9 protein-coding genes are annotated in these 12,219 nt (G+C 63.8%); 5 read left to right on the top strand and 4 right to left on the bottom strand.

Annotated features, from left to right (window positions below; translation table 11 throughout):
• The coding region (locus tag AC1DX4_RS29070) for a transposase (RefSeq protein WP_477223575.1) at positions 1-311 on the top strand (311 nt) is incomplete at its 5' end.
• A gap of 285 nt (positions 312-596) precedes the next feature.
• On the opposite strand, the gene uvrB is transcribed toward AC1DX4_RS29070, so the two are convergent.
• The 3 genes from uvrB to AC1DX4_RS29055 form a co-directional block, all read right to left on the bottom strand.
• Positions 597-3,767, bottom strand: a complete 3,171-nt coding sequence (gene uvrB / locus AC1DX4_RS29065; protein ID WP_477223574.1) for an excinuclease ABC subunit UvrB — start codon at positions 3,765-3,767, stop codon at positions 597-599.
• Positions 3,768-3,896: 129 nt separating this feature from the next.
• Entirely contained in the window at positions 3,897-5,525 is a 1,629-nt protein-coding gene (locus tag AC1DX4_RS29060) for a tlde1 domain-containing protein (protein ID WP_477223573.1), read from the bottom strand.
• A gap of 146 nt (positions 5,526-5,671) precedes the next feature.
• Positions 5,672-6,025 carry a hypothetical protein gene (locus AC1DX4_RS29055; RefSeq protein WP_477223572.1) on the bottom strand — a complete coding sequence of 118 codons (354 nt, stop codon included), beginning with the start codon at positions 6,023-6,025 and terminating at the stop codon, positions 5,672-5,674.
• A gap of 17 nt (positions 6,026-6,042) precedes the next feature.
• On the opposite strand from AC1DX4_RS29055, the gene AC1DX4_RS29050 reads away from it, so the two are divergent.
• The 4 genes from AC1DX4_RS29050 to AC1DX4_RS29035 all read left to right on the top strand — a co-directional run bounded on the left by AC1DX4_RS29050 (position 6,043) and on the right by AC1DX4_RS29035 (position 11,244).
• A complete protein-coding gene (locus tag AC1DX4_RS29050; protein WP_477223571.1) occupies positions 6,043-6,912 on the top strand; it encodes a protein-L-isoaspartate O-methyltransferase family protein in 870 nt (289 codons plus the stop codon).
• Positions 6,913-6,934: 22 nt separating this feature from the next.
• Positions 6,935-9,634, top strand: a complete 2,700-nt coding sequence (locus tag AC1DX4_RS29045; protein ID WP_477223570.1) for a spermidine synthase family protein — start codon at positions 6,935-6,937, stop codon at positions 9,632-9,634.
• Positions 9,634-10,569, top strand: a complete 936-nt coding sequence (locus tag AC1DX4_RS29040; protein ID WP_477223569.1) for a hypothetical protein — start codon at positions 9,634-9,636, stop codon at positions 10,567-10,569. The genes AC1DX4_RS29045 and AC1DX4_RS29040 overlap by 1 nt, the downstream gene beginning before the upstream one ends.
• Positions 10,570-10,650: 81 nt before the next feature.
• Complete coding sequence (locus AC1DX4_RS29035) at positions 10,651-11,244, top strand: Imm42 family immunity protein (RefSeq protein WP_477223568.1); 594 nt, start codon at positions 10,651-10,653, stop codon at positions 11,242-11,244.
• Between the two features lie 31 nt (positions 11,245-11,275).
• On the opposite strand, the gene AC1DX4_RS29030 is transcribed toward AC1DX4_RS29035, so the two are convergent.
• Entirely contained in the window at positions 11,276-12,205 is a 930-nt protein-coding gene (locus AC1DX4_RS29030; protein WP_477223567.1) for a LysR substrate-binding domain-containing protein, read from the bottom strand.
• Positions 12,206-12,219: the final 14 nt, after the last annotated feature.

The following is a 12,219-nucleotide window of genomic DNA, read 5'->3' as shown; positions in this document are numbered from 1 at the left end:
GCGACGAGAAGACGGTATGGGCGGACGCCGCCTACGACACCCATGCCCGCCGTGCCCGGCTCAAGGCCGCAGGCAAGAAGCCTCGCATCGCGCGCCGCCCCAACAAGCACCATGCACTGCCGCCGCGGCTCAAACATTACAACCGTCTGATCGCCAGACGGCGTGCCGCAGTCGAGACCACCTTCGCCACGCTCAAGAACCGCATGAAGCTGACCACGATCCGCTATGTCGGSCTGGCCAAAGCCACTGCSCAGGTGACGTTAGCGGCGATTGCCTTCAACATGCGCCGATGGGCCGCCATCACAGSATAGGTGCGCCCGCAGTCCGGCYCCACGAGGCCGAACCGCCGCCCGAAATTCCAAACCAGACACAAGAACTCACGAATACGGGCGATATTCCCGCAATCCCGCTCTCATCCGCGCTCTGCTGCAATTACACAACAGGCCCCTTGTGGGAGAAGGTGGCCGAGCGAAGCTCGGTCGGATGAGGGGTGCTCCAGGGAACGCCACCGTCTCACTCCGCTGGAGCACCCCTCAACCGTCTCGGCGCTGCGCGCCGATCCACCTTCTCCCACAGGGGGAGAAGGAAAAAAGGCGCTACTTCCCCGGCCGCCCTGTCTTGCCTGGCCGGCGCTTTTCGCGACGGGCGTCGCCTGGATCCTCGTAAGAGCCGATGCCGGCGCGCTGGCGGACGATTGGTTTGCCGTCGCGTTCTTGCGCGCCCCCCTCTGTCCTGCCGGACATCTCCCCCACGAGGGGGGAGATTGGCTGGGGCTTGGCCGGTACTTTTCCCTCGACCGGCTTTTCCGTGCGTCGCACCGTCATCTCGTCCAGCGAATTCTTCTTGAACAGCGGTTTGGTGGCGTCGCCTGGAATGCCAAAGTCGGAGCCATGCGCTTCTTCCGCCGACTGTTTCTTGAACAGCGAGCGCGACTCGGCACCGGCCGGCGTCGGCATGTCGGTGCCGGGACCCATGTCGTCGATTGAGGGTTTGGAAAACAGCGGCTTCTTCACGGGCACGGCGCCGTCGGCGCCCATCTCGTCAAGGGCCGGCTTGCGGAAGAGGTTGGACCGGGCAGCCCTGGCGGCCTCTTCGGCGGCACGGGCTTCGTCGAGCTTGCGGAAACGTTCCTGTTCCTCTGAAGTACGGTGTTTGGCCACGCCCTTGTTGTGCTTGCCCTTTTCGCGGCCCGAAACCGGGCTTTCCATATCGGCATATTTGGCCAGCGGGTCTTCGGAGATGGACAGTTCCATCTCGCGCAGGCGCTTGATCTCGTCGCGGATGCGGGCTGCCTTCTCGAAATCGAGATTGGCGGCGGCGTCGCGCATCTGTTTCTCCATCGCGTCGAGATGGGCCTTGAGGTTGTTGCCCATCATGGCGCCGGCGCTGTCGGTGAACTGCGAGATGTCGGCGCGGACATGGTCCTTCTCGTAGACCGAGTCCAGAATGTCGGAGATGCGCGACTTGACCGATTCCGGCGTGATGCCGTTGGCGGCGTTCCACTCCATCTGCTTTTCGCGGCGGCGGCTGGTTTCGGCCATCGCCCGTTCCATCGAGCCGGTGACCTGGTCGGCATAGAGGATGACCTTGCCGTCGACATTGCGGGCGGCACGGCCAATGGTCTGGATCAGCGACGTCTCCGAGCGCAAAAAGCCTTCCTTGTCGGCGTCGAGAATGGCGACGAAGCCGCATTCGGGAATGTCGAGCCCTTCGCGCAACAGGTTGATGCCGACCAGCACGTCGAAAGCGCCGAGGCGCAGATCGCGCAGGATTTCGATGCGCTCCAGCGTGTCGATGTCGGAGTGCATGTAGCGCACGCGCACGCCCTGTTCGTGCAGGTATTCGGTCAGGTCCTCGGCCATGCGCTTGGTCAGCACGGTGACCAGCGTGCGGTAGCCGGCCTTGGTGGTGTCGCGGATCTCGCCGACGACATCGTCGACCTGGCTCTTCGCCGGGCGCACCTCGACCGGCGGGTCGATCAGGCCGGTAGGGCGGATGACCTGTTCGGCGAAGACACCGCCGGCCTGTTCCATTTCCCAGCCGCCGGGGGTCGCCGAGACGGCGACGGAGAGCGGACGCATGGCGTCCCATTCCTCGAAGCGTAGCGGCCGGTTGTCCATGCAGGAGGGCAGGCGGAAGCCGTACTCGGCCAGCGTCGCCTTGCGCCTGAAGTCGCCGCGATACATGCCGCCGATCTGCGGCACGGTGACGTGGCTTTCGTCGATGAAGACCAGCGCATTGTCGGGAATGTATTCGAACAAGGTCGGCGGCGGATCGCCGGGCTGGCGCCCGGTCAGATAGCGCGAATAGTTCTCGATGCCGGCGCAGGAGCCGGTGGCTTCCAGCATCTCCAGATCGAAGCGGCAGCGCTGTTCCAGCCGCTGAGCTTCCAGCAGGCGGCCGGCGCGCTCCAGTTCGACCAAGCGGTGCTTGAGCTCTTCCTTGATCGACTTGATCGCCTGGTTCAGCGTCGGGCGCGGCGTCACATAGTGCGAATTGGCGTAGATCTTGACGCTTTTCAGTTCGCCGGTCTTCTGGCCGGTGAGCGGGTCGAACTCGGTGATCTGTTCGATCTCGTCGCCGAACATCGAGATGCGCCAGGCGCGGTCTTCCAGGTGGGCCGGAAATATCTCGATCGTGTCGCCGCGCACGCGGAACGAACCGCGGACGAAATTGATGTCCTGGCGCTTGTATTGCTGGGCGACGAGGTCGGCGAGCAGCGCGCGCTGGTCGAGCCGGTCGCCGATCTGCATCTGGAAGGTCATCGCCGTATAGGTCTCGACCGAGCCGATACCGTAGATGCAGGACACCGAGGCGACGATGATGACGTCGTCGCGCTCGAGCAGCGAGCGCGTCGCCGAATGGCGCATGCGGTCGATCTGTTCGTTGATCGAGGATTCCTTCTCGATGAAGGTGTCGGTGCGCGGAACGTAGGCTTCCGGCTGGTAATAGTCGTAGTAGGAGACGAAATACTCGACGGCGTTGTCGGGGAAGAATTTCTTGAACTCGGAATAGAGCTGCGCGGCAAGCGTCTTGTTGGGCGCCAGGATCAAGGCAGGGCGCTGCGTTTCCTCGATCACCTTGGCCATGGTGAAGGTTTTGCCCGAGCCAGTGACGCCGAGCAGCACCTGGGTGCGGTCGTTGTTATCGACGCCTTCGACCAGATCCTTGATGGCAGTCGGCTGGTCGCCGGCCGGCTCGAAGTCCGACACCATCTTGATGGCGATGCCGCCTTCGGATTTTTCCGGCCGGGCAGGGCGGTGCGGCGTCCACAGCACGCCATCCTTGTGCAGCGGATTGCCGGATTCGATCAGTGCCGAGAGAGCCGCGACCGTGGCGGTGACGCTGCTCGAGGCCATTGTCTCGGCGTCTTCCAGCGAGATATCGAGGCCTGCGACCGGATTGAGGCCGGCCGCTGTCCGCTCCCTGGCCGTTGCCGCGCCACCCATCGAAGTGCCGCGCGAACTGCGACCCGGAGCGGCGGAGCGCTCAGGAATCTTCTTCGACGGTTTTGGCGATTTGCCGCCGTCGCCCTTGCCGGTCTGGCGGCCTTCCTTCTCGGCCTCCTGCTCGATCTGCTCGGCCCAGTCGGCGATCGAGCCGGTCAGCGGCGTGCCCGACAGTTCAGGCTGCGGCATCTCGGCGAAGCCACCTCTGTGCAGCGGCTCCGAGGCGTCGAGGAAATCGGTCAGCGGGCTGCGCCGCTTCGGTGCGGCGCGTTCGTCATTCGCCGTCGGCGGCGTTCTCTTGTCGGGGGATTTGGCCATGTTCCGAATATGGTGAGTCTTGGCCAAAATGGAAAGAGAGGGATGAGGCGACGCGCATGCCCGGATGCGGCTCCTGACAGAAGGCTGTCAGGAGGAAGTCAGGTATCAGGGGATGCCTGCCTGTCGCAGTCAGGCGCCGCGTGCGTTGTCGGTCGCCACCTGGGTCGGCGATCCATTCAGGCGCGGCACGACGACGAGGCGGGTGACCTTGCCCTTCTTGAAGGCGGCCAGGAAGCGGGCATAGTCCCGGAAGACGACGCAGCCATTGGATTCGGCGCGGCCGCCGCGCAGCATGTAGGTGTGGGCAAGCAGGCCGTCGCGGTTGTACTTGTTGCCGCCGCCGACGGGGGTCAGGCGCAGGGCCTCGACGCCATGGAAGCGCGATTCACGCAGCGACAGATTGTAGGTGTTGGGCGGCGTCGGCCCACGATCCTTCACATGGACATAGCGCGGCTGGTCGACCATGGCGCCGAGGCCGGAATGCGCCTCGAGCCGCTGGCCGTCCGGCATGTAGACGGTCTTGGCGCTAATGTCATAGACGGCGACGCCGTGGCCGGCTCCGCTTCCGGGGTTCGGTCCGTTGAACAGGTTCCTGAACGCCTGGCCAAGGCCGCCCGAGGGCGTGTCCGGCTTGGCATAGGCCAGCACATCGCCGCCATCGCGGCCTTGCCGGGTCGGCTGCCTGGCTTGCTGGACCGGCTTTGCCTGTGGCGCCGGCTTCTGCTGGGCGATCTTGGGTTGGGTGATCTTGGGCTGCGGCGCCGGCTTGTCCTGCTCCACGGCCTTGGGTTGCGGCGCATCGTATTGCGGCCGACGGGTCGGCAGCGGCACGTCGTCGGTGAGCGCATCCGGCAGCGACGCTGCGTCGCCGGGCTGTTGCTGCTGGGTCTCGACAGGTGCAACCGCGACATCGGCCGAGGATTCGGTCATCGGCAGCGGCGAGGCGAAGGCCTCGTCCTCGACCGGCATCGACTCGACGAGGGCCAGCGCCAGTTGCGCATTGTCAGGCGTCTGCGACTGGGCAAAGCCCTGCGGCGCCGGCGCGGTCTGGACCACGGTATCGGCACGGGCGAAACGCTCTGCCGCAGGGGCAGGCATGTCGTTGGACAGGCTGGCCATGACCTGGACAGACGGTACCAGCGACGCCTCGGTGATCTGCGCGCCGATGCTGGAAATCACGGGGCGCGCGTCGGCCACGGCAAGAGGCTTGCCGGCGGAAACAGGCTTGCCGGCGCCGGCAAAGGCAGCGGCGAGCTTGGTTGGCGACAGCGACGCTTCCATGCGTTCGAAGCGCTCCTGCGCCTTCGACTCTAGGATTCGCTGTTCCGGCTTCGCATGTGCAACGAGGCGCGCGGATTTTTCCGCCAGCGGGCTCACACTGGCCAGCTTGAAGCAGCTGGCGCCGCATTGCACGGCATGGTCATGCAGCGCCTGCGCCCCGCCATGGGCATTGGCCAGCACGAATGGCGCTGAGGATCTGAGGAAATGCTGCTTCAGCGGATCGGCCATCGCCAGTGAGCCCGGCATGGCCAGCGTCTGCGGCAGGCCGCCGCTCGACGTCGCCGACAGCGAAGCGCCGACGGAGCTGAGGCCAGCCATGGTGCCGATCAGCCACAGGCCGACAGCGGCGCTTGCACCGGGTACCGCTACCCAGCGGACGATCCGTTTCGGATTGAAGGAAGGGGCACGCTGCGCATCGACGAACTCGCCGCCTTCGCGTTGGTCCCAGATTATCTTTTGTTTACTCGACAACGCCATGCAACCAATCTTGCTCCAATCGGTTTTCCCCGTACGTGGCCTTGTCAGCCGCGACGACCATTCTGTGAGTGATCCCAGGTGGTCCCCGACGCGTTTGCCGCGTCTGTCGTTGGTTGCCGATTGTTTCAAAATATGGACAAATTTGGTTAATCAATCCCTCTCAAAACCAACGACGATATGCGGATTTGGGCCAAATGAGGCTTTGTCCACGAGCAGGAAAGTGGTGTTGTTGCCCTTCCGTCGCAGTTTTGCTGCCTGTTTTTGACGGCCGAGTCAAGCAAAACAGGCCTTGCTAATTTAAAGCAAAGGCGCTGCAGCGAGCCCTGCGGCAATGCGGCGCGCCAGTCCACGGTGCTGAAAAAGCCGATGGCATCGGCAAAACTGTTGCCCGTTTGCAACATTTTTCCGGCCCGGACACCTGCCTCCCGACGGCCATTGACTCGTTTTGGGAGGCGGTGCAATCCCGTTGAAGGGCTTGGTTTTGGGGTGGCAAAGGCCACTTTTGGAGGCTTTTTCCATGAGGCGTCGGGATTTCTTGACGCTGTCGGCGGGTGCGGCGGCGTTCTCCATTCTTCCGGCCACCGTCAGGGCTGCCTTGCCGGTGGCCTATGACCGCAACGCCGAAGTGCCGTTCAAGGACAAGAAGTCGTTCATCGACTGGATGGTGGCCAATCGCGGCGAGGATCCGAAGTTGCTGGCCGAGCGATTCGATCGCTTCCAGATCATGGTCTACAACAAGGATGTGCTGGACGACCGCAACAAGCGCGCCTTCCTTTCGACGCCGCGTGAAGAATTCGTTCTGCCGCAGAATCTGGGGCGCGCCTACGACCATGCCTTCCTTGATATCGGCTATGGCGTGACCATTTCCGGCCCGCATCTGGTCGGACGCATGACGACGGCCATTGACGTGCAGTTCGGCGAGGCCGTGCTCGAGGTCGGCACCGGTTCGGGCTACCAGTCGGCCTATCTCGCCAACCTCACCGACAAGGTGCACACGATCGAGATCATCAATCCGCTGGCGCAGCGCACGCGGCGCACCTATGACGCGCTGATCGATCGCGGCTACAGCGTGTTCGGCTCGGTCACCAGCCGCAACGCCGACGGCTATTATGGCTGGGAAAGCGTCGGCCCATTCGACAAGATCATCGTCACCTGCGGCATCGACCACATACCGCCGTCGCTGCTGCAGCAGCTCAAGCCCAATGGCGTGATGGTCATTCCGGTCGGCCCACCGGGCGCCCAGCATGTGCTCAAGGTGATCAAGCAGCAACTCGCCGACGGCACCTTCAACATCGTCCGATCGGACATCTACAATGGCAAGGTGGTGCCGTTCGTGCCGTTCACCAAGCTCGAAGGCGACCAGATCGTCGGCACGCACAACGGTTGAGTTGCCGCATCAAGGGGCCTGAATGACGGCTGTCGTATCGACCTCTCGACCAAGCATCGCCTCGCTGGAGGCACCGCGGCTCGCGCACTATCTCGCCGTCGGGCTGATCGCCGGCGCCATCATCGCGCTGCAGATCGCGGTCATGCGGGTGTTCGCTGTCGGCAGCTGGTCGCATTTCGGCTCGCTGGTGGTCAGCCTCGCCATGCTCGGCTTCTCGCTGTCCAGCGTCGTCATCTTCGCCGGCAAGGGCTGGTTCGACCGCCACTGGCAAGGTGCGGCCACCGCGGCCTTGCTGCTGATCGGTCCGCTCGCCGTCGGCGCCAACCTTGTCGCCCAGACGGTGCCGTTCAACGCCATCTTCCTGGTCTCCGACCCAGAGCAGAAATGGCGGCTGCTGGCCAATTTCCTGCTCTATCTCCTGCCGTTCCTCGCCGGCGCGTTCTTTCTCGGCATTGTCTTCCTGAAAAGCCGCACCGCCTTCGGCCGTGTCTATTTCGCCGATCTCACCGGCTCGGGGCTGGCCGGCCTCGTCGTGCTGGTGTCGCTCTATCTGTTCGCACCGGAAACCATCATCGTCGTGCCGCTGCTGCTCTGGGTCGCCGGCTCGCTGCTGTGGTTCTTCGCCTTCGGCGCGTGGAAGAGCGTTGTCGCCGGCGTGGCCGTGGCGGCGCTATCGGTCGCCGGCTACCTCATGCTGCCAGGCTGGCTCGGCATCCCGGACATCGCCGTGTCGCAGTACAAGGGCGTCGCCTACGCCCGCAACTTTCCGGACGGCAAGCGCATTTACCGCAGCGTTTCGCCGTTCGGCGATTTGCAGGTCTATGCCAGCTCCTACATGCATTTCGCGCCGGGCCTGAGCGACAATGCCGCCTTCGGCATGCCCGAAGTGCCGGCCAACACCTATGTCGGCATGTATCGTGACGGCGACGGGCCGGAAGGCATCATGCGCAATCTGGCGCCGGCCGAGCAGGTCTATTTCCGCTATCTGCCGATGCACTATCCCTATGTCATCAAGGACAAGCCGAAAACGTTTGTCGTGCAGTTTGGCGGCGGCATCTCCACGCAGGCCGCACTCAATGCCGGTTCGACCTCGGTCACCGTCGCCGAGAGCAATCCGATGACATTGCGGGCGTTCCGCGATCCGGTGCTGAAAGATGTCACCGGTGATATCCTGGCTGAGCCGCGGCTCAAGGTGATCGACTATGACGGGCGCCTGTTCCTTGCCAACACGACGGAGCGCTACGACGTCATCGACCTCAGCCTTGCCGACAGCGTCGGCCTGTCCAATCCGGGCGGCTTCGCCATCTCCGAAAAGTACGCCTACACGCATGAGGCGATGCTGAGCTACATGCACGCGCTGGCCGATGGCGGCGTGCTGTCGGTGACCTTGTGGAACAAGGAAGAGCCGCCGAAGTCGGTGCTGAAGCTCTATTCGACGATCGCCGAGGCGGCGAAAACCTTCGACCCGCAAGGCGCTGCCAACGACATCTTCGCCGTGTCGAGTTACCTGTCGACCACGACCGTGCTGTTCAAGCGCGGCGGCTTCAGCGAGGCCGAAATCAAGACGCTGCGCGACTACACCAAGTCGATGTCCTGGGAAGAGGTCTATTATCCAGGAATGGTCTATGACGGTTCGGGCGCGCAAAAGGTACTCGATGATTACCGCGCGTCGATCTTCGGCAGCGGACAGGATGCGACGCTGACGCAGCCCGCGGCCGATGCGCCTGCCGACCCGACCACGCCTGGAAATCCCGATTGCGACCCGACGGCGCCGGCCGATCCGACGCTCGATGCCTGTGCAGGTGCCGGCGGCGATGCCGGCCCACAAGTGTTGCCGGCGACGGAACTGCAGCGCATGAGCTGGCACGCGCTTTTGACCGGCGGCTGGGAAAAACTCGCCGGCGATTACGTCTTCGACGCGCGGGCGCTCAGCAACGACCAGCCCTATTTCGCCGCCTATGTGAAGGTCGCCGACCTGCCGCGCACGCTCGACCGGCTCGATTTGTTCCAGGACGATTGGGGCTATCTGCTGATCTGGGCGACGCTCGGCATCGCCTGCATCACGGCGGCATCGCTGGTGCTGCTGCCGGTCCTCTTCGGCTGGCGCATCGTGTTCTCGCGCTCCCGTGGCAAGCTCGGCACCATCCTCTATTTCGCTTGTCTCGGCCTCGGCTACATCATGGTCGAGGTCGGGCTGATCAGCCGCTTTACCGTGGCCCTGGCCAATCCGACGGTGTCGGCCTCGGTGCTGATTTCGTCGATGCTGGTGTTTTCCGGCCTCGGCAGCCTGTTTGCCGAACGCATCTTCGACCGCGCCAGGACGCTGCTGCCGGTCGTGCTGCTGGCGGTCTGCGTGCTGCTTCTGGCCTATGGCTTCTACCTGTCGCCGGTGCTCGACTGGATTGGCGCCTATCCCTATGCGGTGCGGCTGCTGCTCTGCTTCCTGTTGGTGTCGCCGCCGGCCTTCCTGATGGGCATGCCGATGGCCACCGCCATGACCTGGCTGGCGCGGCTGGGCAAGGAGCATCTGTTCGTCTGGGCCTGGGGCATCAATGGCTGTTTCTCGGTGATCGGCTCGGCCGCGGTGCCGATCGTCGCCACCAGCTTTGGCTTAAGCGCCGTGCTGCAATGGTCGGCGATCGCCTATCTCATCGCCATCCCGGCCTTTTTTGCTGTGCTGTTGCCGTCGAGGGCACCTGATATGCGGCTGGTACCGGCCTGATGGTTGACCGTCGCGCCATCGTTGCCGGATTGCTGGCCACGGCGGCGTTTCCGGTGGCGAGCCAGGGGGCGCGCTTGCACAAGGCGATATCGACCATCGTGCCGTTCAAGGCGTCACCCTTTCCCTACCGGGGCAAGCTGCCCGATGGCTCCGCGCCGTTCCTCGACGTTACTGCGGCGGATGGAAGGCACGGCCACACCTCGCCGCGCGGCGGCATCTATTGGGAGGACGAGACCTATTCCGACCGCTCGACGCTGCTGGCGGTGCCGAAAGGGTTCGATCCGGCCAAGCCGGCGGTCATCGTGGTGTTCTTCCACGGCAATGGCGCAACCTTGCAGCGCGATGTGGTCGGCCGCCAGCGGGTCGTCGCGCAGGTCGAGGCCTCCGGCGTCAACGCCGTGCTGGTGGCGCCGCAATTCGCCAGCAATGCTCAGGATTCCAGCGCCGGTAATTTCTGGACGCCGGGCTTCTTTGCCGGGTTCATGGCCGAGGCGGCGCAAGGGCTGGCGAAGCTGATCGGCGCCAAGGCGGCAAAATTCGACGCCATGCCGGTGGTGTTGGTCGCTTATAGCGGCGGCTACAACCCGGCCGCCTCCATTCTCAGGAATGGTGACATCGGCGGCCGCCTGCTCGGCGTCATCCTGCTCGACGCCGTCTTCGACGAAGCCGACATTTTTGCGACCTGGATCGTGCAGCACAGGAAGAGTTTCTTTGTCAGCACCTATGGCAAATCCTCGGCCTCCGGCAATGGCGAGATCCGGCAGTTGCTGGCGGGCCAGGGCATCAACGCCAGTTCCGACCCGCCGCGCCGCCTCGAAGCTGGCACCATCGCCTTCCTCGCCTCTGACGCCGCCCATGATACGTTCGTCACGCGAGCTTTTGTCGGCAATCCGCTGCAGTGGCTGCTGGCGCGCGTGCATGGCTTTCCCCGTTAGAACATGTTTGCATTGGCGCGATTGATGGGCAGCGTCCTAAGCTAGATTGTTTCGTACGAGAAAAACTCACGAGGCTGAGTGATGGTTGCGGTGGTCGGAGATCGAACGTCCTTTGCGATCGAAAGTGCAATCACGCAGGCATTTCCCAACCTTGCGCAACGCGCGTTGGGATACTTCGTCATTCACATACAAGGGAAGGCGTATGGCGTTCAGGAACCTGATGCCTCGATGTTGGGCTGCTCCTTCGACGCGGTAAATGATCGTCTGCGGCGACGCGGATCGCATCAAGTTCCGTTTCTATCGACCATAGACGCGTCGCTGATTGCCGAGGCGTATCTTGATGCCTGGTATAGGCAAACCGCTCGCGTTGATTATTTCGGGCTGCCGGCTGCTGATTTCACCGAAATTCTCTATGGGAACGCGATCGTATGGGCTCCGGATGGTGATGAGGCATTCGATGACGGCAGCCATATTCTCCAATTCGACGTCGGCAACAAGGTTCGCCTCATCGCTTTCGCACATGCGGAATCTCCCGAGGATGTCGGCGGCACGGTTGTGGAGGAATGGCTCGACGACGAGGTTTTCTACAGCGTTCTCTCTCGTTGGAGCGAGCAGTTCGCTGCCGAGTGGGCGAATAAATCAAGTGAAAATAGTGCGGCCTCGGTATCGGACTGATTGATGGACGTGGCGTTGACCTGACACGGATTCACTGAGGCAAGGCGCCATCAACTCCGATATCGGCAATGGCAGCCAGTTCTGCGGCGACCGCGGCGGCTCGGCGCGCCTTTGGACCATGTTCAGGCCAGACGAAACGGCGCTTGATGGTCAGTGCCGGCACGTCGCGGGCGATCTCGACGAGATGGCCGGGCTCGAGATGGCGCCGCAGCACCAGTTCGCTGGCCAGCAAGGCGCCCATGCCGGCAATCGCCGCTTGTGCCGCGACGATCGTCAGGCCGAAACGTGGACCCTGGTCGATACCTTTCGGCTGGCGGCCTGCGGCGGCGAACCAGTCGCGCCAGGCGGGATAGACATCGTCGCCCATCGTCGGGTCGATGTGCAGCAGCGGCATGCTGTCCATCACTTCGGCCGCATCGGGCCTGGCATGGCCGCGAACCAAGGCCGGCGCACAGGCCGGGATAACCCGTTCGGTGAAGAGGTCGAGCGATGCGAGGTCCGGGGCGGCACCCCTGCGATAGCTGATGGCAAGGTCGACACCTTCCTCCAGCATGGCGTCGAGTGCGACCGAGGCGACGATGCGGATTTCGAGTTTGCCCAGCGCCGTCCGCACCCGGCTGAGCCGGGGTGCGAGCCAAAGCGAGGCGAAGGAGGGATCGGCCGAAATGGTGAAGGTTTCGGCTCTACGCTCGAAACGCAGCCGGCGCATGCCGGAGGCCAGTGCGTCGAAGCCGCGGTCGATGTCGGGCAAGGCGGCCTCGGCGGCGCGGGTGAGCACAATGCCATTGCCCTCGCGTCGGACCAGCTTGACGCCGAGCCGCTCTTCCAACTGGCGGATCTGATGGCCGATGGCCCCGGGCGTGACGCCCAATTCCTCGGCGGCGCGCGTCAGGCTGCCGGCCCTGGCGGCAGCCACCAGCGCTCGTAAACCGGAAAGCGGCAAGTCCCTCAACGTCGTCATGTTTTGAATTTACC

The organism is Mesorhizobium sp. P3_A8 (assembly GCF_056402995.1).
This window is presented reverse-complemented; position numbering and strand designations above follow the sequence as displayed.